This is a genomic window from Rhizobium sp. GR12, from assembly GCF_036596185.1.
Classification (GTDB): domain Bacteria; phylum Pseudomonadota; class Alphaproteobacteria; order Rhizobiales; family Rhizobiaceae; genus Agrobacterium; species Agrobacterium nepotum.
In genome coordinates this window covers 161,412-185,270 of record NZ_JASXTH010000004.1, presented here as the reverse complement: position 1 = coordinate 185,270, position 23,859 = coordinate 161,412, and the positions used below count along the sequence as shown (strand labels likewise).

The following is a 23,859-nucleotide window of genomic DNA, read 5'->3' as shown; positions in this document are numbered from 1 at the left end:
TTTAAGCACCCCGGCTTTCAATTCTCGCCAATCGCCAATTCTACATTTCGGCGAGCGCACTGAAGGTCAAGCAGCGAAGTCGCCACGCTCATTGATGAGCGCGACGACGAAGTCCATGACGGCGCGGACGGAAGGTGTCCTGCGCAAATCACGGTGAACGAGAAGCCAGATGTCCCGGGAAAAGGACGGAAGGCCTTCCCCGATCCGCACGAGGTCAGGGTCGGCATCTCCCATGAAGCAAGGCAGTCCGGCAACGCCAGCACCAGTCCGCACCGCGATAAGATGCCCGCCGATATCGTTCAACTCACATGCAACCGGCCGCGTGCCAGCAATGCCGAGCAGCCATTTTTGCTGCGGCATGTCTCCGAAGTTTTCGTCGAAAGCGATGAATTGCCACTGATCCGGCCGGTCGCGGTGCGTATAGTCCCGGCGTGCGTAGAGACCGAACGCCATCGTCCCGAGTTTGCGCGCGACGTTGCCAGCCTCCTTGGGCCGTACCAGCCGGAGAGCGACGTCCGCCTCTCGTCGGCTGAGCGAAACCTGCTGCGCCTGCGCCGCAAGAGAAAGACGGATATCCGGATAGAGTGTCCGAAACTGCGCGAGATGCTGCGCCAGCAGATGTGCCGCCAGCACCGGCGGAGCACTGAGCGTGACCTTGCCGATCAGCGGAGTATGCGCAGCCCGGGCGACCCGGGCAACGCCATCAGCGGCATCTTCCATCATGACGGCCTGATCGAAAACCTGCTGACCGATCATCGTCAAGCGGCAGGATCGCGGCAGGCGCTCGACCAGCATGACATCCAGTTCGGCTTCGAGTACGGCCAGCCGACGGCTGACGGTTGCATGGTCAACTTTCAGGGCACGCGCCGCACCGGACAAGGTACCGCAACGCGCCACGGCTAGAAAATGACGAAGATTTTCCCAATCGGCCATCTGTGCGAATTCTCCAGGTTCACTGGCATATATATAGAATTTTCGCAGAGAAATCGTCGGCGTAATCTCAAGAAAATGTCTTTTCAGGGATCGTTTCGATGTCCGCCTCACGTACCGCATACCCACGCATCACGCTGATCGCCTCTTCACTTGGCTTCGTGGTCGTTCTTCTCGATGTCAGCGTCGTCAATGTTGCGCTCGATGCGTTGCGCACGAGTTTCTCAACCAACGTCGCCGGCCTGCAATGGGTGGTCAATGCCTACACGCTGATCTTCGCCGCCCTACTGCTCATGGCAGGAGCCCTGGGCGACCGTTTTGGCGCGCGCACCATCTTCATCACCGGCTTCGTTGTCTTCACGCTCGCTTCGCTTTGCTGCGGGTTGGCGCCGACGCTGGCGACACTGGTTGCGGCACGGTTCGCGCAAGGCGTCGGCGCCGCGCTGCTGGTTCCGAACTCCCTGTCGCTACTCCAACAGACCTTCCCGGACAAGGAACAGCGCAACCGCGCGGTTGGCTGGTGGGGCGCCGCGGGCGGTATTGCACTGGCGGCCGGCCCCATAGTCGGCGGCTTCCTTGTGACCCATGTCGGCTGGCGCAGCGTTTTCCTGATCAATATCCCAATCGGGGTGCTCGGTCTCTCCCTGATCCTGCGCTACACGCAACCGAGCCCCAGAAACGAGGGGCGCTCGCTCGATCTGCCTGGGCAGGCCACCGCCATCATTGCGCTTGCATCGCTTGCGACGGCGTTGACGGACGCGTCGCATCTGGGATGGACGCATCCAAGGACGATCGTGGCCGTTCTTTTGGCCGTACTCTGCGCGATCACCTTCATCTTGATCGAGACACGAAGTCGCGCACCCATGTTGCCGCTTTCATTTTTCTCAAGCCCGGCCTTCTCGATTGCCTCGATTACCGGCATCATCGTCAACTTCGCCTATTATGGCATGATCTTCGTCTTCAGCCTGTTCTTTCAACTGGAGCAGCATCTTTCGCCCCAGGAGACCGGCATCGCCTTCCTGCCGATGACCATCATTCTTATGGTCACGAACATCGTCGCAAGCCGGCTGATCTCACGCCTCGGCGCACGCAGACTGATGGTGCTTGGCCTCCTTCTGGCAGCGACCGGATATCTTCTGCTGATCCCGGTCAGTCTCAGCGGCTCCTACTGGCAACTGGCCGTGCCTATGCTGATGGCAGCGAGCGGTATGGCGTTGATTGTGCCGACGATCACGAACGTGACCCTTTCCTCAGTCGATCCATCACGGGCGGGCATCGCATCGGGTGTTCTCAACACGGCGCGACAGGTGGGTGGCATGCTCGGCGTTGCGGTGTGCGGCTATTTCGTGCGGGACACGGCCCCCGCCCTGTTCATGCACGGCATGCATCTCTCGCTGATCGTCGCAGTCGTGCTGTTGTTTCTCGGCGCTGCGCTCTCGTTTTTCTGCCTGAAGCAGGAGCGATGATAACCACCACGGACGCCGCCTGCAGCGCGTTTCCAGGAAGCATTTCGATGGTTCCACAATCCAAAGACCACCTGACTAAACGCTGGGATTTCCGAACATGTGGGGACGTGAACGGACGAAGGTCTTTTTACCCGCCTTCCAACCAGCCAACGGGCGCGCGATGGAGCGGATGGCGGTTTGTTGGTCGGGTGCGTCGAGGATGACAATGTCGGCGGGGGCGCCGACCGTTAAACCGTAGTCTGCGCGCATGATTGCTGCGGCACGTGCGCTCACCATGGCAAAGACCTCATCCAGGTCCTGGTCTCGACAAAGCTGAGCGAGGTTGGCGTATAGATTGGCCATACGCGAAAGTGAAGCATCACCAAACGGCGTGAAGGGGTTGAGAATGTTGTTCGTGGCGATTGCTGCCTGCACCCCGTCGGCCAATAGGAGATGCGCCGGTGTGACGCCCCGCGGGATGTTTGATCGATGATCGCGTCCCATCAAAAAAAGATCTGTCGCAGGCAGAACCGTCACGGCAATTCCGGCTTGAGCAATCTTGCGCGAGAGAGCCGAACGCTCCGTCGGATCGAGCACAGACAGGTTGGTCACATGTCCGATTGTCACCCGACCGCCATAGTCATTTTCACGCGTCGCCTCAATAACGGCTGGCAAATCGGTTTTTGCCGGATCGAGGCTGAAATCCAGATGGAAATCCACATCGACGTCATGTTTTTTGGCCAGCGCAAAAATCCGCCTGATATGCTCCTCCGGTCGGGGATCGGTATAGGGGCAACCGCCTATGAGATCGGCACCGGTGCGTAGCGCCTCCTCCAACATCTCTTCCGTTTCCGGCTCCTGCGTCAGCCCTTCCTGCACGAAGGCGCAAATCTGGAGGTCTATCGCGAAGGCGAATTGCTCACGAACGCGCTTGATGGCTTGAAATGAGCGCATGCCTGCGCGTGGATCAATCTCCACAAACGTGCGCATGCGGGTGGTGCCGTGAAAGATGGCTTGCCGGACGACGGCAGAAGCCCGCTCAAAAACATCCTCTTCAGAAAATCCGGCCTTGGCTTTTGCCGTTTCGCGCACGGCTTCTTCCAGCGTACCGGCGCAGATCGTGCAGCGCTCCAGAATGCCGGCTTTGTCGAGATGAATATGGCTATCGACGAAGCCGGGAAATGTGAAGTTGCCCTCCACATCTTCTTCGGTAATGGCATCGCAGCGAATGTTCGCGCCAATAGCAACGATGCGCCCATGTTTGACCGCAATATCCACCGGCCCCGGCTGATCTGCCAGTTGCGCATTTCGAAAAACGAGATCAACGAGCATATCAGGCCTCAAATACCAATGGCGCAACCATCGCTGCGGGGATCATGTGCGCCGTCGATCCAGCCGTCACTGTTCAATCGGATCACCCCCGCCTGCCCCGCCAGCGCGCTGAGTGCCGGGATGGCAATCGTTTCATGGCCCATCGCATGCAATTTCTCGATAACCCCGTCTCCAGCCGGAGCCTCGATCTTCAGATTATCGCGGGTGTCGGAAAAAGTTCGGCCGAGCAGAAACCTCGGCGCAGACAGCGCCGAAAGCGTATCGAAGCCGTGGTCGATCAGACGGCTCAATAGCAGGGCAAGCGTCTGCGGCTGCCCATCGGCACCTTGCGTGCCGTAAAGTAGATGCGGTTTACCGTCTCTCAAGCCGATGCCGGGGTTGAGCGTGTAGAATGGTCTCTTCCCCGGCGCCAGAACATTCGGGCTTAGCGGATCGACGCTGAAAGCAGCTCCGCGATTTTGCCAGAGAATGCCAGTATCGCCGAGCAAGACACCACTTCCCCAGTCATAGTAGGTGCTTTGCAGAACGCTGGCGCAACGCCCGTCGTGATCGACTGCGGCAAGGTAAACCGTATCGCCGGTTTGATGGATAGCGGGCCAGGGGCGGGCGACCAGCCGGTCAATCGCGGCTGCCTTGCGCGACAAAACCACGTCGCTCAGCCAGTCACCACATGCCTGCGCAACAAAATCCGGATCGGCGATGGCGCCCCGGTCGAGAAAAGCCTGCTTCACCGCCTCCACGCAAAGATGGTAGAATTCGGCTGATGAAGGATCCACCTTCTTCATGTCGAAATTCGACAGGACGCCCATGATCCCAAGCGTCGTTACGCCCTGGGATGGCGGCGGTGGTGCCAGCAGTTCTATGCCTCGATAGTCCATGGAAATGGGATCGACGATCTGCGCGGCAGTCTTTTGCATGTCGGCAACACGGATTGGGCTGCCCGCAGCCTCCAGACCGTTTGCAATGCGCCGGGCAAGCTCGCCCTCGTAAAATTCGCGGTGACCATATAGGGCGATCCGCTTCAGAACGGAGGCTAGTTGCGGTTGACGCTGAATACCTTCGGTAACGAAGTGGGCTTCAAAACCCGGCCAGGTGGCGATCTCATCCGCGCGAAATGCATGCCAGTGCTTTTGCGACCGGCTGGCCGGAAAACCCTCTGCAGCCAACGCAATCGCGTCCGCCAGCAGCGTTGCCAAGCTCTCTGTTCCCCGCCAGTTCTCAGACGAATATCGCAACGCCTCGCCCCAGCTATCGACCAGCCCGGCCGTTGTCAGAGCCGATAGCGGCCCCCGTTGCGGGATGGCATCAAGCACGGGTAAATGTTCAGCAGCCTGACCGATCCCCATGATCGTTCGCCGACGGCCGGAGCTGTCTGCCACGATCCATATCGCGTCTCCTCCCAGCCCGCAAAAATGAGGATAGAGAACGGTGAGCGCTGCACCGGCGGCAATGACAGCCTCGATCGCCGTGCCACCACGCCGTAGTACCTTCGCACCAGCTTCACTCGCCGTGTGGTGCGGCGTGGTGATCATGCCCTGCTTCGAGCGTGCCGCACTGTTTTCCGATTGACGCATGGGTGTTCCTAATCGGATATCGAAATATATCGGCTGAGAATCTCCGTAATATCCGGACCATCATCCTTCTCGTCCACCTTGGCCCTGTCTTCGACCGCGTGCAGGTGATGATCCATGATGCGGCTTGCTGTTTCGGCATCGAGGTTTTTCAACGCCTCGATCAACTGGATATGCTCATCGATACCGCATTCCGCGGAATGAGGTCGCCCGAAACGGGCGAGAATGAGCGACGAACGCGAGACGATCTGGCTGATGAAATCAATCAGCAGTTTGGAACCCGTCAGTTCCGCGAGAAGAATGTGGAATTCGCCTGCAAGCCTAATCGAACGGGGAGACGATGCGTGTAGCGCTCGCTCTTCCTCGCGCACATGACTAATGAGGGCATCGATACCGTCTCTGGGCATACGCCTGCACAGGCGGCCTATCACCTCGCGCTCAAGGCAACGCCTCAGCGCAAAAACCTCCTCCGCTTCCTCCAGCGTCGGCATGGCAACAGCCGCGCCGCGATTGGGCTTGATCTCCACCAAGCCATCGGAAGCAAGTCGCAACAGGGCGTTGCGGGCGCTCGTTCGGCTGACACCGAATGTGTCACCGATGGAATCTTCCGGCAATTTCGTTCCGGGCTTCAACGCCTGTTCAAGGATGGCACGGCGAAGAGAAGCATAGATCGCATCGCTTCTGCTGAGATTTGTAGACATAACATGCGCTCGTTATATGGATGCAATTTCCCTCTATATCGCACGAGTATCGTACAAAATCCATACCCTTAAATTGCATGCAATATTCTATTGCGTTTGCATTCACTCTGATCTAGCTTTTGCCATAGTTCGCAAGGAAGAGCCAAAAAGCCATTTGCGACGACGGGTTTCAATAGCACTCATTCCGGTTAGCGACAGTGTGTCGATAAGATTGAATGCAATCCGAGGGGATCTATAAATGCAATTATCCAGAATTTTCGTTGCGAGTGCGGCACTGATAGCGCTAGCCCTCCCAGCCTCCGCTACAACACTAAAATGGGGCGCTTCTCGCGACATCAGTTCGCTCGACCCCTACTCCTACGGCGACAGCTTTGCTCTTGGTGTGCTCAATCACTCGTATGAAGGATTGATGCGGTATGACCGAAACCTGAAGATCGAGTCCGCACTTGCAACATCGTGGGAGATCATCTCGCCCACCACATGGCGCTTCAGACTTCGCGAGGGCGTGAAATTCCACAATGGAGCGGATTTCACAGCAGACGATGTTCAGGCGTCGCTTCTACGTGCGACCAACCCCAAATCACCGCTTCGTGGAAACATTCCTGCCTATAAGGGCTCACGCGTCATCGACGCCCACACCATTGAAATCGACGTCTCGGCCAACTACCCGCTATTGCTAAACGACCTGACGACAATCTACATTTTCGACGCGGGCTGGCTCAAGGACAACAATGCCGAAGCACCGACCGATGTTGGTTCTGGCGTTGAGGGCTACGCTACCTACAATGAAAACGGCACCGGCCCCTTCAAAGTGGAAAGCCGCCAGCCGGATGCAAAAACCGTCTTCGTGAAATACGATGGCTGGTGGGACAAACCCCAGCACAATATCGATCGCATCGAGCTCGCGCCGATTGCCTCCAGCGCCACCCGCGTGGCCGCACTTCTATCCGGGGATATCGACTTTACAGATCAGGCACCGGTGCAGGATCTGCCGCGACTTGAAGCCGCCTCATCGCAGGTCAAGCTTCTCGAGGGAACCGATCTTCGCACCGTCATGATCGGCTTCAGCCAGCGTGACCAGCTACTATCGGGAGCGCCAAATCCTATGAAGGATCTGCGCGTCCGTCAGGCAATGCAGCTCGCCATCGATCTCGATCTCATTCAGAAACGCGTAATGCGCGGTAAGTCCCGCAATGCCGGCGCCCTCGTCGCGCCGGAAATACCGGGGTACGATGCGGCCCTCGACCAGCCGGCCAAAGCCGATCCGGAGAAGGCAAAGGCACTTCTCAAAGAGGCTGGTGCTGAAGGTTTCGAATTTGAATTCAACTGCGCAGACACTTTGGTCAACGAAGAGCAAGTGTGCCAGGCCGTTGCTTCGATGTGGTCGCGTATTGGCCTCAAGCCCAAACTGGACCAGGGCCCGCGCGCGGTACAGACACCGAAACGTTCTGCAGGCAAAGTTGATGTCTATACTCTCGGCTGGGCCACTTTGCCCATGCTGGATGCTTACAGCCTCACATCACAGGTTCTACACACCAAAGAAGGCTCATTCGGGATTTTCAATTGGGGCGGCTGGTCGGACAAGGAATTCGACGCGGTAACGGAAGCGTCGGCAGTTGAACTCGATACGACCAAGCGCCTTGCACTGGAGGCACAATCGCTGAAGATCGCAAAGGATCATGCGCTGATGATCCCGCTCCACCAGCAACCGCTGGCTTGGGCTACAAGCGCCAAGATTGCCGATTTCCCGCTGTTTTCGGACAATCTTCCCCGTCTATGGCTGGTGAAGATGTAATCCGAGCCCCCGCCAATATCCTGGCGGGGGACCGTTCCTTCATGTTGGCCAGATCAAGGACACATCACCATGCTCGCTTTCCTCATCAAGCGGATCGGCAATGCCGTTCTCGTGATGCTGACGGTCGCTTTCTTTGCCTTTCTTATCTTCCGTTTTCTGGGAGATCCCGTCGAGATGATGGTGAACGAAAGCGCGACCCAGGTTGATCGCGACGAACTGCGGGGACGCCTCGGCTTGAACGACGGTTTCCTCGTGCAATATGTTCGCTTTGTCGCCAATGCGGCGCAGGGTGAATTCGGCCTGTCGTGGCGCAATCAGCAGTCGGTGTTGGGCCTTATCGCCGAACGATTTCCAGCCACCTTCGAACTGGTCATCATCGCCACCATCCTGTCGCTCGCCATCGGCATACCGCTGGGCGTCTTCACTGCCATTGGTCGGGAAAAATGGTGGGCGGAAAGCTTGCAGTTCAGCTCGATCATCGGCGTATCCCTGCCGAGTTTTCTCGTCGGTATCCTCCTGATCCTGATATTTTCCGTCACGCTCGGCTGGTTGCCGGGTTACGGGCGCGGCGACGTGGTGCGCATCGGCTGGTGGTCCACGGGGCTGCTGACACCTTCGGGCCGCGCCGCCGTCATCCTGCCGTCTCTGTCACTGTCGCTTTTCCAGATCACACTTGTCATGCGGCTGGTACGGGCAGAAATGCTGGAGACGCTGCGGACGGATTTCATCAAATTTGCCCGCGCACGCGGCGTAAGACGGCGCGCTTTGTGGTTCCGTCATGCACTCAAGAACTGTCTGATGCCCGTCGTTACATTGACCGCGATGCAGGTCGGCAACCTGATTGCCTTTGCCCTCGTCACTGAAACAGTTTTCCAATGGCCAGGCATGGGAATGCTGTTCATGCAGGCCGTCACCTTCGTCGATATCCCCGTCATGGCGGCCTATCTGTGCATCGTATCCTTCATCTTCGTAACGCTGAATACCTTCGTCGATATCGCCTATGCGGTCATCGACCCGCGTCTGCGCGCCGCGTGACAGGAGCATCACCATGACCACCATCGAGCCCACACCAGCCGCGACCAGACCGACACCATCGCGATTTGCACGGTTGCTGCAATCCGATCTGGGATGGAGCTTCACCCATCACCCGTCCGCGATCATTGCCGCAATCATGCTTTTGATGCTGATCGCATCGGCTTTTCTGGCCCCGTTGTTTACGGTGCAGAATCCATATGATCTCGCCTCTCTCGATCTACTGAACGCCGAAATCCCGCCAATCTGGATGACGGATGGCCAGTGGCCGTATATTCTCGGCACCGACGTTCAGGGGCGCGATCTGTTATCGGCAATCCTTTACGGATCGCGGGCGTCCATCATCATCGGTGCCGCCTCCGTGGCCGTATCGCTGGTCGTTGGCTCTACGCTCGGATTGATCGCCGGCTACCATGGCAAATGGGCTGACGGTCTGCTGATGCGGGCGGGCGATGTGCTGCTGTCCATGCCGACAATGCTTATCGCCATTCTCGTCTCCGCGCTCGCCCGTCAACTCCTGCCGCCCTATCTGCGCGAGGCAGGCGCATCAGGCGTTATCATTTTTGCGATTTCACTGTCTGCTTGGGTACAATATGCGCGGACCGTTCGGGCGCAGACCATGGTCGAACGCAACAAAGAATATGTGCAGGCGGCCAGGCTGATACGGGTGCCGACGCGGCGCATCATGCTAAAACACATTCTTCCGAACACCACGACACCCCTGCTGGTCACCGCTACACTGAATTTTGGCCTTGGCATCCTGATCGAGGCGACACTGTCTTTCCTTGGCGTCGGCATGCCACCAGAGCAGCCATCTCTCGGAACGCTCATCCGCATCGGCAATCAGTATCTGTTTTCAGGTCTGTGGTGGATCGTGCTTTTCCCGGGCCTCCAGCTCTGTCTGCTCGTGGTGTCCATCAACGTGCTCGGCGACTGGCTGCGCGACGCCCTTAACCCCAAATTACGCTGAGGCTTTTTGATGACCGATCTTCTGATTACCAATGCAAGACCCATGGGTGGCATGAAGGCCGATATCCTGATCGAGGATGGCCGTATCGCTGCAATCGGCGAGAAACTGGCCGCCGACGGCGTACCAGTCGAGGATGCCGCTGGCCGCATTGCCATTCCCGGTCTGGTCGATGCCCACACCCACCTCGACAAGTCGCTGCTGGGATATCCGTGGTACGTTAACACGGTTGGCCCGCGCCTGATCGACAAGATCGACAATGAGCGCAATGTAAAGCGTGAATACGGTCTCGACGCCCATGTGCAATCCATGCGCCAGTCGTTGCAGTCTGTCGGTTATGGCACGACGCTGATTCGTACCCATGTCGACATCGATACCGACCAGGGTTTGGTCGCACTGGAAGGCGTTATGGAAACGCGGCGACAGCTTGTGGGCGTCGTCGAAATTGAAATTGTCGCTTTTCCACAATCGGGACTGATGCGCAGACCCGGCACCGCCGAACTGCTGGACAAGGCCATGGCGATGGGCGCCGATCTGGTTGGCGGGCTTGATCCCTGTGGTATGGATCGCGATCCGAAAGGGCATCTCGATACGATCTTCGCGATTGCCGAAAAACACGGAAAAGGCATCGATATCCATCTCCATGAAGGCGGAGAGCTTGGCGCATTCTCGATGGAGATGATCTTCGAGCGCATTCGCGCCACAGGCATGCAGGGCAAGGTTGCGGTCAGTCATGCATTCTGCCTGGGTCTTCCTGACTGGAACGTCTCGCAAGCACTCATCAACACCTGCGCAGAGCTGGACGTCCCTATTTTCACGACGGCCCCTCCATCGCGCGAAGTTCCGTCGCTGAAACGCCTGCATGTCGCCGGGGTGCGCTTCGGTGCCGGTGTCGACGGCTTCCGCGACACATGGGGACCCTATGGCAATGGCGACATGCTCGAGCGGGCCATGCTGCTAGGTATGAAAAACAATCTGCGCCGCGATGACGAGCTTGCAATGGCTCTCGATGTCTGCACGACCGGCGGGGCTCTGGCGATGGATCGCCACGCGCACGCTCTCAAGGTGGGCGGTCGCGGCGATATCGTGCTTGTCGAAGGAGAAAGCCTCGGCGAAGCCATCGTGACGCACCAGCCACGCAAGCTGGTTGTCACAGCCGGTAATATCGTTGCGCGCGACGGCGCAAGCCTGAGAGCACGACCATGATGGTGGCAGACTGGTCTACACTTCCTCTCGGCGAACGTCCGCCCGGTCGCTGGGCGCTTGCAGCGCGTTACGTGATTGCCGATCTGCCAGAAGGCAGACGCCTCATCAACGGTGGCGAAGTGGTGATTGAGAACGACCACATCATCTGGGTCGGGTCCCGCTTCGAAGGCGAATTGGCCGCACGTTACGACATGGGTGAAGCCCTTATCGGCCCAGGCTTTGTCGATCTCGATGCCCTGTCCGATCTCGACACGACCGTGCTTGCCATGGACAACCAGCCGGGCTGGAAAAAGGGGCGCGTTTGGCCTTCCGATTACGCCGCACGGGCCTATGAGATGTACACGCCGGAGGAACTTGCCTTCCAGAAGCGTTACGCATTTGCTCAGCTGCTCCTTAACGGCATCACTTCAGCACTTCCGATAGCATCCCTGTTTTATCGCGAATGGGGTGAAACGATAGGTGAATTCGAGGCTGCCTCCGTTGCCGCCAGGGACCTTGGCATCCGTATTTGGCTTGGTCCCGCCTATCGTACGGGTGGCGTCATCCTCAACGAAGCCGGAGCAATGCAACCGGTCTTCGACGAGGCGCGCGGACTTCGGGAGCTTTCCGAAGCCGCCGCCTTTGCCAAAAGGGTACACGGCACCGGCGACGGCCTGATCTCCGGCATGTTCTCCCCGGACCGCGTCGAGACCTGCACGGAGGAGCTACTGCGCCAGACATTTGCCCAAGCCGATGAACTGGATATGCCGGTGCGTTTACACATGGCGCAGGGCGAGATGGAGTTGCAGACCGTTCAGCGGCTGCACGGCACCACCGCTCCGCAATGGCTGGATGGTCTTGGCCTCCTCTCGCCTCGATTGATAGCACCTCATGCGACAGTGGCGACCGACGACGATCTGCTGCGTTATGCGGCAAACGGCGTCACCGTCGCCCATTGTCCGCTTGTTTCGGCACGACATGGCTCGTCGCTCCAATCCTTTTCCCGATTGAAAGCGATGGGCGTTCGCATCGGCATGGGCACCGATACGGCACCGCCGGACATGGTGTTGAACATGGCCATTGGCATGATGGCCAACAGGATTGCGGAAGGGCGCGGTGACGCCGGATCGGCAGCCGAGTTCTATGACGCAGCAACCCATGCCGGTGCCGATGCCTTGAAGCGCCCTGATCTGGGACGTCTTGCTCCCGGCGCAAAGGCCGACATCGCCGTGTTCGACATGGCGGACCGGATGATTGCGCCGCGCATCGATCCGATCCAGACGCTTGTCTATGGCGCAACTGGTCGCGTCACCCGGGCAACGATCGTTGATGGACGGATTTCGATGCGTGACGGGAACGTGGCCGGGATCGATCTGATCGCTGCACGAAGCCAGGCGCAGCAACAGTTTGACGGCCTGATCGCTCGCTATCCCGTGCGCACCTTTGGCCACCCACGGGTGGAGGAGATTTTTCCGCCAAGCTACCCTTCCCCCAAAAGTGAGGCGTCGTCATGAACACCAGCCCCTCTCCCGCTCTCGAGGTCAAAGGCCTTTCTGTTGAATTCCCAACACGCGGTGGCGTTCTGACTGCGTTGTCCGATGTATCCCTGACGATTGCGCGGGGAGAGATTCTCGGTGTCGTGGGAGAGTCAGGTGCGGGGAAGTCGATGACCGGCCTGGCCGTTCTCGGCCTTCTCGAACCGCCCGGTCGCATCGCTTCCGGCGAAATCCATATTGGCGGAAAACGGACGGATAATCTCAGCGACAACGAAATGGAAAACGTGCGAGGCCGCATGGTGGGCGCCATATTTCAGGATCCGCTGACGTCGCTCAATCCCCTGTTTTCCGTTGGTCAGCAACTGATCGAAACCGTCCGACTGCATTCGGACCGCAGTCGGGCGCAGGCGCGTCTTCACGGCGTTCACCTGCTGCAGCAGGTGGGTATTCCCGGCGCGGACGAGCGCATCGACCATTATCCGCACCAGTTTTCCGGCGGTATGCGGCAACGGGTTGTGATTGCCTTGGCGCTTGCAGGAAACCCGCAATTGATCATTGCCGATGAGCCGACGACAGCGCTTGATGTTTCCATACAGGCGCAGATTACCAGCCTGCTGCGCAAGCTGTGCCGGGAACAGGGCGCTGGCGTCATGCTGGTCACGCATGACATGGGCGTGATTGCCGAGACCGCCGACCGCGTGGCCGTCATGTATGCGGGCCGCATCATCGAGATCGGCGCCGTCGAAGACGTCATCGCCCGCCCGAAACATCCTTATACGCGCGGCCTGATGGGCTCCATTCCAGCGCTCGGTGCACGCGTCGATCGTCTGACACAGATCGACGGCGCCATGCCACGGCTGAATGCTGTTCCGCCCGGCTGCGCCTTTAATCCACGGTGTGGCGCGGTCGGCCCACGTTGTCTCGAAATCCGCCCGGCGCTGATACCCGAAGCACATGGTGCCGTCGCCTGCCTGCTTCATAACGGAGGTGTTGCATGAGAAGCTCCCAGAATGCCCTTGAGGTCGACCAGTTGACGCGGGTCTTCGATGTCTCGACGCCGTGGCTGAACAGGATGATCGAGCGCAAACCGAAACGCTATTTGCATGCCGTGCAGGACGTCACCTTCATCGTCAAGAAAGGCAAGTGCCTGGCGCTGGTCGGCGAGTCCGGATGCGGGAAATCGACGGTAGCGCGATTGGTGACGCGGCTATATGCTCCGACCGAGGGCGCCATCGTCTTTGCACCGGCCAGTGACGGGAAGCCAATGGAAGCGCAGATGATCTTCCAGGACCCGCATGCGAGCCTCAACCCGCGCTGGCGCGTCGGTGACATCATTGCCGAACCTATCCGCGAATTCGGCCTTCGCGATAGTGCGGACGCAGTCACCGAGCGTGTGGCCGACCTGCTGAAGATCGTTGGTCTTTCACCTGATGACAGTCGGCGCTATCCACATGAGTTTTCCGGCGGCCAGAGACAGCGCATTTCCATAGCCCGGGCACTGGCCAGCGAGCCGGAGTTCCTTGTCTGCGATGAACCCACATCGGCCCTCGATGTCTCCGTGCAAGCGCAAATCCTCAATCTGATGCGCAAGCTTCAGGACGAACTTGGCCTGACCTATCTTTTCATCAGCCACAATCTGGCTGTCGTACGGCATATGGCAGACCGCATTGCCGTGATGTACCTCGGCCGGATTGTGGAAGAGGCGGATACGGAAGCCCTTTTTGCCGATCCGCAGCACCCCTACACAAAATTGCTGCTCCAGACGATCCCGGACGTGGCCGCCCCCAATCGCGACCGGGCACTGATGGGCGGCGAGCCGCCCAGCCCGCTCGATCCTCCGAAAGGCTGCGCCTTCCACCCACGCTGTCCACTTGCCGCAGATATTTGCAGCAGGGATGCCCCGAAACCACGCAGGCGCCAAGGCGGCGGTGTCGTCGCCTGCCATATGGCCCCGCTTTAAAGCGGCAGCGTGTGATAATGCATATCAGGAGTTTTCATGAACACGACCAAGACTGTCTTCACCAACGCCAAAATCGCCGGCGGCCTGTTGCGCGACGTCCATGTGGAGGCCGGGCGGATCACATCGATTGAGCCCGCCGGATCGGATACGGCATCCGCTTCCATCATCGACATCGCCGAAGATTTGCTTGTCCCGGGATTTGTCGAAGGGCATATCCATCTCGACACGAGCTTTTACGGCGACAACTGGATACCACATCGCCCCTGCACCAATGGTTTCGACGTGCACGAACGGGTCGCATTCCAGGCGGAAAACATGGCCATCGCTGCACCGATGGATAAGCGCGCGCGTGATCAGCTCGATCTCTGCATCAGCAATGGAACGCTCCATATGCGCAGCCACGTCATGGTGGATGGTTCGGTCGGGCTGAAATCGCTGGAAACCATTCTGGCCCTTCGTGAGGACTACAAGGATCTGATCGACATCCAGCTCGTCGCCTTTCCCCAGAGCGGCATCTTGAAAAGTCCCGGCACACCGGAACTGCTGGACGAGGCTATAAAACTCGGTGCGGACCTCGTCGGTGGCCTTGATCCGGCGAGTTTCGACCGTGACGTGAACGGCCACCTCGATGTCGTTTTCGGCGTTGCCGAAAAACACGGAGTGGACATCGACATCCATCTTCACGATGCGGGAAGCATGGGTGCTTTCACCATTGAGGAGATTTGTGCACGAACGGTCGCGCTCGGCATGCAGGGCCATGTCGCAATCAGCCACGCCTACGGGCTTGGTGACCTTCCCCTGGACGCAGCCCGCAAAATTGCTGCGACCATCGCCAGAAGCGGCGTATCGATCATGACAAACGCGCCCGGCAATCACACTTTCCCGCCCGTTGCCCTGTTGCGACGGGAGGGCGTGACGGTTTTCAGCGGCAGCGACAATATTCGCGATTCCTGGTGGCCCTATGGCGACGGCGACATGCTGCATCGCGCCGAAATCATCGGCTACCGCTCGGGCTTCTACACGGATGACGAACTGAAAGCCGTATTCGATGTCGTCACGAATGAGAGTGCAAAAGCTCTTCATATAGAAAATTACGGCATCCAGGTCGGCGCCAAAGCCGACTTCGTTACGCTCGCTGCTCCCAATATCCCCCAAGCCGTTGTCTCCTTTCCAAAGAACCGAAAGGTGTTCAAGGGAGGAAAACTCGTGGCTGAGGCAAACAAGGTCTTACGCTGACGAGAATGGACACTGGCTTTTTTAAACATGTCAGCATCCGGTCGAAGCCGACGTTCGAACGGAAGAGCGGTGCGTGGTCGGGCAGTCAAAGGGAGCTGCCCCTCCGTTGCTGAACGAGCAACGCATTGTTCCCACTTCCGGGACTACAAAGTGTCATAGCTCACTTCATATTCGTCGACGACGCACATAAAGAACAACAATCGGTGCGTGACCGACCAGAGGAAGAAAGACATGAGCAAAGCCCTAACATCAGCAGGAAGCTGGTGGCTGCACGGTATCGTCCTGGCCATCGTCGTCGTTGCGGAAATAATTGGCATCCGAAAAGTTCCAATCGGAATAGGAACGGTCGTGTTTCTGCCGATCCTGTACGCGTTTGCCATGGGCATAGCGTTGAATCCGCATATCCTGAAAAAAACGGCAAAACTTATCCCACCGAGCGCCGTCAAACTTTCCGGAACCATGATTACCATTGCTATCATGCCGTTTATCGCGAAGTTTGGAACAACGGTCGGACCTCAGATCGAGAAAATCATCGAGGCCGGCCCGGCGCTTGTCTTACAGGAAATAGGTAATCTCGGGACGATCCTGATCGCTTTCCCGGTCGCCGTGTTTCTCCTGCGCATGGGCCGTGAGGCGATCGGAGCCACCTACTCCATTGACCGGGAACCGAACATCGCATTGATTGCCGATCGTTACGGCCTGAACAGCCCTGAGGGAGCTGGCGCAATGGGCGTCTATGCCACCGGAACGCTGATTGGTACATTCGTCTTCGCAATCATGCCGCCTCTGATCCATGCACTTGGATGGTTCGATTATCGCGCACTGGCAATGTCCTGTGGCGTCGGCTCGGGCAGCATGCTGGCAGCCTGTACGGGCAGCCTCGTCACGGTCATGCCGGAAAACAAGGACGTCATTCTGGCTCTGGCAGCGGCCAGCAACATCCTCACCTATGCGACCGGTCTTTATGTCGGTCTGTTCGTGGCACTTCCGTTGACGGAGTGGCTTTATAAAAAATCACGGCCCCACGACCCCGCCAACGTGGCTCAGACAGGAGCGAAGATATGAGTGTGAATTCAACCCAGACCGCGTCCGCTGAACACACATTGCCATCCGAGGGTGAAGACGAGCGCAAAATCAACGTGGTCCGATACTCCGGACTTCTGCTGGTCGCATCCGTCATCGGCCTGGTCTCAAACTGGGTAGGCACGGGCACAGACCCGCTTACCGCCTTGCCGGGCATGACCATATTGTACCTCGTTTCGGTCGGCGGACTTCTGTTTGCCCGTTTCATGCCGTTCTACCTGCCGGGCGTGGCCTGGACGTCGCTGCTAGCGATCCTCGTGACAGTTCCGGGCATTCCGGGTTCGGCCTGGGTGATTTCGCAGGTGGAGGCTCTTAACTTCCTCGCTCTTGCGACGCCTGCATTGGCCTATGGCGGCCTGGCTCTCACCAAAGGCGAATTCGACATCGCGCGAAAATCCGGATGGAAGATCGTCATCGTCGCCATCTGCGTGATGTTCGGCACATATATTGGCTCGGTCTTTATCGCAGACATTGCGCTTCGGATCGGCGGCCAATAATACCAGAACCAGAAGCGGGCGTCCTTCAAGACGGCCGCATTCTTCAGGAGCAGGACTCGATGCAGCAATTCTTCCCAGGCACCGAAATCGATGAAGCCGTTCAATGGCGGCACCATCTGCACCAGAACCCCGAACTGGGCTTCGAGGAGCAGGAAACGTCAGCTTTCATCGCTGCCCGTCTTTCCGAATGGGGATATTCAGTTCGCACCGGTTACGGCAAGACCGGAGTGATTGGAACGCTCAGTCGCGGTACGTCGTCAAAGGCGATCGGCATCCGCGCCGACATCGACGCACTGCCGATCCTGGAGCAAACGGGACTTGCCTATGCCTCCCGCACACCCGGCAAGATGCATGCCTGCGGCCATGACGGTCATGTGTCGATGGCGCTTGCTGCCGCCCGCGCCTGCAGCCGGTTGAACTTCGACGGCACGGTTCACTTCATTTTTCAGCCAGCCGAAGAAAACGAAGGCGGAGGCCGGGCGATGGTCGAGGACGGTCTGTTCCGCGACTTCCCGATGGACGCTATCTACGGCCTGCACAACTGGCCAGCACTGGAGCTTGGCCAATGCGTAGCCAGGGACGACCAGATGATGGCGGCCTTCGGGACATTCGAGATCAAGATAACCGGCCGTGGTGCTCACGGAGCTATGCCCCATGAAGGTGCAGACCCGATCGTGGCCGCATCTCAAATCGTCTCCGGGCTTCAAACCATTGCCAGCCGCAACGTCTCCCCTCTGCAATCCGCGGTCATTTCGGCGACCCAGATTCACGGAGGCGACGCCTGGAACGTCATTCCGGAGGATGTTGTCATCCGTGGCACGACGCGCTGGTTCGAGGAAGATGTCGGCGCAAAGATAGAGACACGCATCCGCGCTTTGGCGACCTCCATCGCAACCGGGTTCGACTGCACCGCGACGGTCGATCATCACTTCCGGTATCCGGCGACGATAAACGATCCGGGATGCGCCGCGATCGTCAGGAATATTGCCTCCACCATGCCGGGGATCGAGGTCGTCGACGCCATGCCGAGCATGGCTGCGGAAGATTTCTCCTTCATGCTCCGCGAAAAGGCCGGATGTTACTTCTGGCTTGGCGCGCAAAGGGCCGGCAAAAATCCGGGGCTCCATTCAGCCTATTTCGACTTCAACGACGCGCTTCTTCCCCTGGGCGCGCAGATGTGGGTATCCCTCGTCAGCGACCAGCTCAAGGTAGCGTAAGGGCCGTTGCTGCAGCAACAACGCGCATTGACCCGATAATCGTTCCGGCACAGGATGGCGTTGATGGAGACCATGGATGCCAAAGCATTGCGGATGTTTATGGCCGTCGTTCGCTTCGGCTCGATCCGCAGTGCGGCGGAACATCTCAATGTCGCCCCTTCCGTCGTCAGCCGCCAGATCGCCGATACCGAGAAGAATATCGGCCTGCCGTTGTTCGACAGGACAAGTCGGGGCGTTGGACTGACCGACGCCGGAGAACTGGTGTTTGAACATGGCAAACGCATTCTCGAAGACAACGGCCTGCTGTCGGAGCAACTCGACCAGTTGAAAGGTGTGCAACAGAGGCGCATCCGGCTTTGTTGCGGTGAAGGTTTTCTCGGGGACCTCATCGAACACGGTCTGAAGCCCTTCGTCACTGTCTATCCGGCGATCCGTTACGACGTCCGGCTGGGAAGCACCGAAAGCCTTCTCGACAGTGTCGCCAACGGTGATACGGATATCGGCATTGCCTACAATCCGGCCATCGATGTGCGTGTCCGGTCTCTCGCCATTTCGCGGCAACCGCTTTGCCTTGTCGCTCCCCTCGGCCACCCGCTGCTGAGCAACCCGCAGGTGGCGCTCGAAAACTGTCTGGCCGGCGCTCAATACGCTTTGCTCAGCAAAGGACATGGCGTCACCCAGCTGGTCAGCCGCGTGGCGGCCAATTGCGGTGCAGCGGTCACACCGTTGATCGAAACACCGTCCATCGACGCTCTGCGCCGCTTCGTGGTCGCCGGACTTGGTGTGACATTCCTCCCCAAATTCGCCGTGTCCACCGAACTCCTGAGGTCGGCCTTAGGCGTCGTCGAACTGAGCGATCCGCTTCTGTCCGAGGCCAGCGCCCACCTGATGGTCAAAGCACGGCGCCGACTGCCTACGTCGGTAGACCGTCTCGCGGGATATCTCGCTGCCGAAATGACGGCGTTCAAAGCCTGATCGGCGTTGCTGAACCCGCAACGCTTTGTACCCGGACACCTCACTACCGAGCATCCCTGTTTGATGAGAACGTCACCGCCTGAATGATCGTCAGCCGATACCACGTGGCATGGCAGATAAAGGGAGTTCGATCAAATGTCGGATGAAAAGCAGACAACTGTTGGAATAATTGGCCTTGGAAGCATGGGCCTTGGTATGGCTCAAACGCTGGCTGGCAGGGGTTTCCGGACGCTGGGTTTCGATCTGTCGGACGACAGGAGAGCACTGGCGCAACAATCGGGTGTCATTGCCGTAGATACCATCGCCGACGCCTTTGAGGAGAGCAGCTTCCTGGTATTCTCGCTGCCAACGGCCACGGACGTCGCCAGCGTGGTGAACGACCAGATCGAAGTTCTGAAAAGCCGGAGCAATCAGCGGGTAATCATCATCGACACCTCAACGTCGGAACCGGATGTCAGCCGCGAGCTTGCCGCAAAGCTTGCCTTGATTGGTCACGGTTTTCTGGATGCGCCGGTCAGCGGCGGACCGTCTGGTGCTGCCTCTGGCAAGCTGACGATGATGATTGGCGGCACTGACGAAGACGTCGCCCTTGCACGACCAGCCATCGAAGCCATGGCGGCCAAAGCCCTGCATGTAGGGCCAAGCGGTGCGGGCAATGTCGCCAAGCTGGTGAACAACCTTCTCGCCGCAGCACACATGGTAACGACCAGCGAAGGTCTGAAGCTTGCTCTGGCCGCAGGGATCGATCCCGAAGCGGCGCTCCGCGTTCTCAACGCGGCGTCAGGGCGATCGATGATCAGCGAAGTGCATTTCCCAACGTGGATCATGTCGGACAGGTTCGACAGCGGTTTCTCGATGGGACTGATGCGAAAGGACGTCCGGCTTGCGCATGAGCTTGCAGCAAGGACCGGCGCAGACCTGCCGATGGCTGAGGTCGTTGCAAAACTCTGGTCCGGTTCGAGCGACCTGAAAGACACCGACGACTTTACCCGCATGGGCGCTTTCCAACCCTCTTCAAACTAAGGACGAGCATTATGGGCAACGTAGATATCATCCGCGATCCGGGTCCGCGCATCCGCGAAATCCTCAAGGCTTTCATCGGCACCGAAGAGATCGGCAGTTTCGTCAATGGTGAGATCGTCTTCGGTTCGGGCGAAGAACTCGCCCTCACCGATCCCTCCAGCGGCAAACCCTTCGCGACATACAAAGACGCCGACAGATCGGTGGTCGACAGCGCAATGGATGCCGCAGCGAAGGCGCAACGCGCATGGATGCAGCTCACCGCCTCCGGCCGCGGACGGGTCATGAACGAGATCGCCCGCAAGATCCGCGAACATTCGGCCGACATCGCTGAAATCGAAAGCCGCTCAGCCGGCCGGCCGATCCGCGATATCCGTGGCGAAGTCGTCAAGGTCGCGGAGATGTTCGAATATTACGCCGGATGGTGCGACAAGCTGCATGGCGACGTCATTCCCGTTCCCACCTCCCACCTCAACTACACACGCCAGGAACCGATCGGTGTGGTTGTACAGATCACGCCATGGAACGCGCCGCTGAACACCGGCGGATGGCAGATCGCTCCCGCCATCTGCGCTGGCAACGCGGTCGTCATCAAGCCCTCCGAGCTGACGCCGCTCAGCACGATCATTCTGGGTCTTCTCTGCGAGCAGGGTGGAGCACCCCGCGGCCTGGTGAATGTCATCGCAGGCCAGGGCGTGACCGCAGGACAGGCAGCTGTGGCCCACGCCAAGACGGGTCTCGTCGTGTTCGTCGGATCGGCGCAAGCGGGATCTCTGATCGCCGCGGCGGCAGCCAGGAACGTGGTTCCCTGCATTCTCGAACTGGGCGGCAAATCGGCCAACGTCGTCTTCGACGACGCCGATATCGACCGGGCAATCCTCGGCGCCCAATCGGCGATTTTTGGCGGTGCGGGACAAAGTTGCGTTGCCGGTTCGCGGCTGCTGGTCCACCGTTCCGTTCACCAGCAATTCGTTGAACGCTATGCAACGGCAACGGCGAAGATTCCCGTTGGCGACCCCTATCTCGACACGACCCAGGTCGGCCCGATCAACAATCTGCGCCAATGGAACAAGATCAGTGAGATGGTTCAGCAAGGCATCAGCGAAGGCGCGCATCTGGCCGCCGGTGGACGCAGGCCGGAGCACCTCGAGGAAACAGGCGGCTTCTATTTCGCGCCCACCATCCTCGACAACGTCTCTCCGAATGCAACGATCTCGAAAGAAGAGGTTTTCGGTCCGGTCGTCGGCGTTACGCCATTCGATACCGAGGAGGAAGCAATCTCGCTCGCCAATGACAATCCCTACGGGCTTGCCGGGGCTGTCTGGACGCAGAACGTCGCAAGGGCACACCGGGTCGCCTCGCAGGTTCGGGCGGGAACGTTCTGGATCAACGGCTACAAGACCATCAGCGTGATGTCGCCTTTCGGCGGATTTGGCAAAAGCGGTTACGGCCGCTCCAGCGGCAGGGACGCGCTTCTCGCCTACACCCAGACAAAAAGCATCTGGGTCGAAACCGCAGCCGAACCGGTCGTTACCTTCGGTTATTTCTCGGGCTGATCGAGACAGGACCGGGCATGACCCGGTCCTTGTCTTTCCGAAGGCCTCGCCACCGGTTGCCTCTGTGACTTCGATCCTGCGAGGCACCTTTGTTTCTTTCGATCTTCGTTGCCTGTTATTCAACGCGCCAAAGCACGGCCATATCCGGTGCCTTGCGGCCACTCCGCCCTCGTTAGCTGAATCAGCCGCCCGTTAACCGCCCTGATCGATGGCGTGGGGTGATGGTTGCTGCTCCACAGTACGATCGCCTGATACCATATAGGTAACCATTGCAATAAGGACGGCAGCCATGAGAATGCCCAGGATCAGTCTCATCCTTAAACTCCTTTTGCTGGAATAGCTCTAACAACCGGCTGGCAGCAAAGTTCACGGAATGACGCCCATACTGGAGGCAGAAGCACAGGAATGCCGGTGGACGGTCCCACATCAAATGATTGATGAGCGCTGCGTGCGGGTGGCGTATCTTTGCTTTCGATTTCGAGCGCATTCGCGAGTTAAAGTGTAAAGCGGTCGATAAGGCCAGATACCTCTGCCAGTCTCGACACGGGACCGTTTGATCTGGAGGAGGTTTTCATGCGTTTGTTACTGCCTTGCATCATTATCGCCAGCTGCATTGTGAGCTCACCGGCCATGGCTTTGGATTTGCCCGCGGTACCGCCCGCCGACCGCCCTCTGAACGAATTCGTCACTTCCGTCGAAAAGGACGGTAGGATCAGCTTCCGTCTCTTTGCTCCCGCTGCGAAGGCCGTTTCGATCGTCCTCGGCCAACGCCTCCCATTGGAAATGAAGAAGGCTGAGAACGGCTTGTGGAGCGTAAGGAGCGAAATACTGAAGCCTAATCTATACGAATATTACTTCAATGTGGACGGCTTCCGCAGCATTGATACAGGCACCAATTCACCCAAACCGCAGCGTCAGGTAAATACGAGCCTCATTCTGGTGCCCGGCAGCATTCTGGATATCCGCGAAGTTCCCCATGGCGAACTTCGCCTCGTGACGATCCCGTCCAAGGCGCTGAAATCTCAACGCCAGACCTATATCTACACGCCGCCGGGCTACAGCGATTCCTCCGAGCCGTTGCCCGTGCTTTACCTCTATCACGGCTTTGGGGACACGGTCGCCTCTTGGGTCAGCCAAGGCCGTGCACCACAAATTCTCGACAACCTGCTGGCCGAAAAGAAAATCGAGCCGATGATTGTCGTCATTCCCGATACTGAGGCCGATATCCCCGAAGCGATCCCGGAAAACTTTCCCGGAGCCGACCGTCGCAAGAATTTTTATCCGCTGAACGCTATCGCGGTTGACAAGGAATTAATGGAGGACCTCGTTCCCTACATGAGGCAGAACTACCGCGTGCGTGACGACGCAGAAGGACGCGCTGTTGTTGGCCTTTCGCAAGGTGGCTATCAGGCGCTGGTCTCCGGCCTGACCCACCTCGGCACATTCGGCTGGGTCGCCACGTTCAGCGGTGTTTCCACCACTACCGTCCCGAACAAGGCTGTAGAAGCGACGTTGAACGATCCTGAAAAGATCAATGCCACACTACGCAACTTCACCGTCACCGTCGGCACCAAGGACGAGATAACAGGCAAAGATATCGCCGGCCTCAAGGCCATACTGGACGAAAAAAAGATCGCTCATGACTACGTAGAATACAAAGACCTCGCGCATGAAATGGACGTGTGGCGTCCTTCGCTCGCAGCGTTCCTGGAAAGGGTGTTTAAGAAGTAATGCCAAATCGAGGTCGATGGCGGCGAGGACCTTAGACAAGACCAAAAATGCTGCGCAGAGCCGATGGTGTCTTGAAGCAGATGCATCAAGGTCGATGCCGGTTCTGCCTGCGGTGACTTCAGCTATCAGG

General features: G+C 58.6%; 21 protein-coding genes. 16 read left to right on the top strand and 5 right to left on the bottom strand.

Annotation, left to right across the window (positions count from 1 at the left end):
- Window positions 1-66 precede the first annotated feature (66 nt).
- A complete protein-coding gene (locus tag QSK43_RS08670; RefSeq protein ID WP_332303115.1) occupies window positions 67-933 on the bottom strand; it encodes a LysR family transcriptional regulator in 867 nt (288 codons plus the stop codon).
- 98 nt (window positions 934-1,031) lie between these two features.
- Here QSK43_RS08670 and QSK43_RS08665 point away from each other — a divergent pair, with 98 nt between their 5' ends.
- Window positions 1,032-2,396 carry an MFS transporter gene (locus tag QSK43_RS08665; protein WP_332303114.1) on the top strand — a complete coding sequence of 455 codons (1,365 nt, stop codon included), beginning with the start codon at window positions 1,032-1,034 and terminating at the stop codon, window positions 2,394-2,396.
- Window positions 2,397-2,471: 75 nt separating this feature from the next.
- Here the strand turns inward: QSK43_RS08665 and QSK43_RS08660 are convergent, their stop codons facing one another.
- Genes QSK43_RS08660 through QSK43_RS08650 form a run of 3 tightly spaced genes read right to left on the bottom strand, consistent with a single transcriptional unit; the run spans window position 2,472 to window position 5,979 of the window.
- Complete coding sequence (locus QSK43_RS08660) at window positions 2,472-3,707, bottom strand: amidohydrolase family protein (RefSeq protein ID WP_332303113.1); 1,236 nt, start codon at window positions 3,705-3,707, stop codon at window positions 2,472-2,474.
- Window positions 3,708-3,715: 8 nt separating this feature from the next.
- Window positions 3,716-5,281, bottom strand: a complete 1,566-nt coding sequence (locus QSK43_RS08655; protein ID WP_332303112.1) for a gamma-glutamyltransferase family protein — start codon at window positions 5,279-5,281, stop codon at window positions 3,716-3,718.
- A gap of 8 nt (window positions 5,282-5,289) precedes the next feature.
- Window positions 5,290-5,979 carry a GntR family transcriptional regulator gene (locus QSK43_RS08650; RefSeq protein ID WP_332303111.1) on the bottom strand — a complete coding sequence of 230 codons (690 nt, stop codon included), beginning with the start codon at window positions 5,977-5,979 and terminating at the stop codon, window positions 5,290-5,292.
- Between the two features lie 238 nt (window positions 5,980-6,217).
- On the opposite strand from QSK43_RS08650, the gene QSK43_RS08645 reads away from it, so the two are divergent.
- The 14 genes from QSK43_RS08645 to QSK43_RS08580 all read left to right on the top strand — a co-directional run bounded on the left by QSK43_RS08645 (window position 6,218) and on the right by QSK43_RS08580 (window position 21,998).
- Entirely contained in the window at window positions 6,218-7,774 is a 1,557-nt protein-coding gene (locus QSK43_RS08645) for an ABC transporter substrate-binding protein (protein ID WP_332303110.1), read from the top strand.
- Window positions 7,775-7,843: 69 nt separating this feature from the next.
- Entirely contained in the window at window positions 7,844-8,809 is a 966-nt protein-coding gene (locus QSK43_RS08640; protein WP_332303109.1) for an ABC transporter permease, read from the top strand.
- A gap of 13 nt (window positions 8,810-8,822) precedes the next feature.
- Complete coding sequence (locus tag QSK43_RS08635) at window positions 8,823-9,776, top strand: ABC transporter permease (protein ID WP_332303108.1); 954 nt, start codon at window positions 8,823-8,825, stop codon at window positions 9,774-9,776.
- Between the two features lie 9 nt (window positions 9,777-9,785).
- Window positions 9,786-10,979 (top strand): amidohydrolase family protein, encoded by a 1,194-nt coding sequence (locus QSK43_RS08630; protein ID WP_332303107.1) that lies wholly within the window; start codon window positions 9,786-9,788, stop codon window positions 10,977-10,979.
- Complete coding sequence (locus tag QSK43_RS08625; RefSeq protein ID WP_442967805.1) at window positions 10,976-12,472, top strand: amidohydrolase family protein; 1,497 nt, start codon at window positions 10,976-10,978, stop codon at window positions 12,470-12,472. Before QSK43_RS08630 ends, QSK43_RS08625 begins: the two co-directional genes overlap by 4 nt.
- Complete coding sequence (locus QSK43_RS08620) at window positions 12,469-13,452, top strand: ABC transporter ATP-binding protein (protein WP_332303106.1); 984 nt, start codon at window positions 12,469-12,471, stop codon at window positions 13,450-13,452. Before QSK43_RS08625 ends, QSK43_RS08620 begins: the two co-directional genes overlap by 4 nt.
- Complete coding sequence (locus QSK43_RS08615) at window positions 13,449-14,414, top strand: ABC transporter ATP-binding protein (RefSeq protein ID WP_332303105.1); 966 nt, start codon at window positions 13,449-13,451, stop codon at window positions 14,412-14,414. The genes QSK43_RS08620 and QSK43_RS08615 overlap by 4 nt, the downstream gene beginning before the upstream one ends.
- A gap of 36 nt (window positions 14,415-14,450) precedes the next feature.
- Entirely contained in the window at window positions 14,451-15,650 is a 1,200-nt protein-coding gene (locus QSK43_RS08610) for an amidohydrolase family protein (protein ID WP_332303104.1), read from the top strand.
- A gap of 231 nt (window positions 15,651-15,881) precedes the next feature.
- Window positions 15,882-16,715: a DUF3100 domain-containing protein gene (locus QSK43_RS08605; RefSeq protein ID WP_045021325.1), complete on the top strand. Its 834-nt coding sequence runs from the start codon at window positions 15,882-15,884 to the stop codon at window positions 16,713-16,715.
- Window positions 16,712-17,230, top strand: a complete 519-nt coding sequence (locus tag QSK43_RS08600) for a hypothetical protein (RefSeq protein ID WP_332303103.1) — start codon at window positions 16,712-16,714, stop codon at window positions 17,228-17,230. Before QSK43_RS08605 ends, QSK43_RS08600 begins: the two co-directional genes overlap by 4 nt.
- Before the next feature lie 59 nt (window positions 17,231-17,289).
- Window positions 17,290-18,447, top strand: a complete 1,158-nt coding sequence (locus QSK43_RS08595; protein ID WP_332303102.1) for a M20 aminoacylase family protein — start codon at window positions 17,290-17,292, stop codon at window positions 18,445-18,447.
- A 63-nt stretch (window positions 18,448-18,510) separates the two neighbouring features.
- Window positions 18,511-19,422 (top strand): LysR family transcriptional regulator, encoded by a 912-nt coding sequence (locus tag QSK43_RS08590; RefSeq protein ID WP_332303101.1) that lies wholly within the window; start codon window positions 18,511-18,513, stop codon window positions 19,420-19,422.
- Between the two features lie 135 nt (window positions 19,423-19,557).
- On the top strand, window positions 19,558-20,445 hold the full coding sequence (locus tag QSK43_RS08585) for an NAD(P)-dependent oxidoreductase (protein ID WP_332303100.1): 888 nt from the start codon (window positions 19,558-19,560) through the stop codon (window positions 20,443-20,445).
- 11 nt (window positions 20,446-20,456) lie between these two features.
- Window positions 20,457-21,998 carry an aldehyde dehydrogenase family protein gene (locus tag QSK43_RS08580; RefSeq protein ID WP_332303099.1) on the top strand — a complete coding sequence of 514 codons (1,542 nt, stop codon included), beginning with the start codon at window positions 20,457-20,459 and terminating at the stop codon, window positions 21,996-21,998.
- Between the two features lie 192 nt (window positions 21,999-22,190).
- Here the strand turns inward: QSK43_RS08580 and QSK43_RS08575 are convergent, their stop codons facing one another.
- The gene (locus QSK43_RS08575; RefSeq protein WP_332303098.1) at window positions 22,191-22,313 is read right to left on the bottom strand and encodes a hypothetical protein; all 123 of its coding nucleotides are present in this window, start codon (window positions 22,311-22,313) and stop codon (window positions 22,191-22,193) included.
- Between the two features lie 258 nt (window positions 22,314-22,571).
- On the opposite strand from QSK43_RS08575, the gene QSK43_RS08570 reads away from it, so the two are divergent.
- Window positions 22,572-23,729, top strand: a complete 1,158-nt coding sequence (locus QSK43_RS08570; protein WP_332303097.1) for an esterase — start codon at window positions 22,572-22,574, stop codon at window positions 23,727-23,729.
- The last annotated feature ends 130 nt before the right edge of the window (window positions 23,730-23,859 follow it).

Bases quoted from the DNA above. Each gene is read 5' to 3' on its own strand.
- QSK43_RS08670 (WP_332303115.1), bottom strand. From the start codon at position 933: ATGGCCGATTGGGAAAATCTTCGTCATTTTCTAGCCGTGGCGCGTTGC.
- QSK43_RS08665 (WP_332303114.1), top strand. From the start codon at position 1,032: ATGTCCGCCTCACGTACCGCATACCCACGCATCACGCTGATCGCCTCT.
- QSK43_RS08660 (WP_332303113.1), bottom strand. From the start codon at position 3,707: ATGCTCGTTGATCTCGTTTTTCGAAATGCGCAACTGGCAGATCAGCCG.
- QSK43_RS08655 (WP_332303112.1), bottom strand. From the start codon at position 5,281: ATGCGTCAATCGGAAAACAGTGCGGCACGCTCGAAGCAGGGCATGATC.
- QSK43_RS08650 (WP_332303111.1), bottom strand. From the start codon at position 5,979: ATGTCTACAAATCTCAGCAGAAGCGATGCGATCTATGCTTCTCTTCGC.
- QSK43_RS08645 (WP_332303110.1), top strand. From the start codon at position 6,218: ATGCAATTATCCAGAATTTTCGTTGCGAGTGCGGCACTGATAGCGCTA.
- QSK43_RS08640 (WP_332303109.1), top strand. From the start codon at position 7,844: ATGCTCGCTTTCCTCATCAAGCGGATCGGCAATGCCGTTCTCGTGATG.
- QSK43_RS08635 (WP_332303108.1), top strand. From the start codon at position 8,823: ATGACCACCATCGAGCCCACACCAGCCGCGACCAGACCGACACCATCG.
- QSK43_RS08630 (WP_332303107.1), top strand. From the start codon at position 9,786: ATGACCGATCTTCTGATTACCAATGCAAGACCCATGGGTGGCATGAAG.
- QSK43_RS08625 (WP_442967805.1), top strand. From the start codon at position 10,976: ATGATGGTGGCAGACTGGTCTACACTTCCTCTCGGCGAACGTCCGCCC.
- QSK43_RS08620 (WP_332303106.1), top strand. From the start codon at position 12,469: ATGAACACCAGCCCCTCTCCCGCTCTCGAGGTCAAAGGCCTTTCTGTT.
- QSK43_RS08615 (WP_332303105.1), top strand. From the start codon at position 13,449: ATGAGAAGCTCCCAGAATGCCCTTGAGGTCGACCAGTTGACGCGGGTC.
- QSK43_RS08610 (WP_332303104.1), top strand. From the start codon at position 14,451: ATGAACACGACCAAGACTGTCTTCACCAACGCCAAAATCGCCGGCGGC.
- QSK43_RS08605 (WP_045021325.1), top strand. From the start codon at position 15,882: ATGAGCAAAGCCCTAACATCAGCAGGAAGCTGGTGGCTGCACGGTATC.
- QSK43_RS08600 (WP_332303103.1), top strand. From the start codon at position 16,712: ATGAGTGTGAATTCAACCCAGACCGCGTCCGCTGAACACACATTGCCA.
- QSK43_RS08595 (WP_332303102.1), top strand. From the start codon at position 17,290: ATGCAGCAATTCTTCCCAGGCACCGAAATCGATGAAGCCGTTCAATGG.
- QSK43_RS08590 (WP_332303101.1), top strand. From the start codon at position 18,511: ATGGAGACCATGGATGCCAAAGCATTGCGGATGTTTATGGCCGTCGTT.
- QSK43_RS08585 (WP_332303100.1), top strand. From the start codon at position 19,558: ATGTCGGATGAAAAGCAGACAACTGTTGGAATAATTGGCCTTGGAAGC.
- QSK43_RS08580 (WP_332303099.1), top strand. From the start codon at position 20,457: ATGGGCAACGTAGATATCATCCGCGATCCGGGTCCGCGCATCCGCGAA.
- QSK43_RS08575 (WP_332303098.1), bottom strand. From the start codon at position 22,313: ATGAGACTGATCCTGGGCATTCTCATGGCTGCCGTCCTTATTGCAATG.
- QSK43_RS08570 (WP_332303097.1), top strand. From the start codon at position 22,572: ATGCGTTTGTTACTGCCTTGCATCATTATCGCCAGCTGCATTGTGAGC.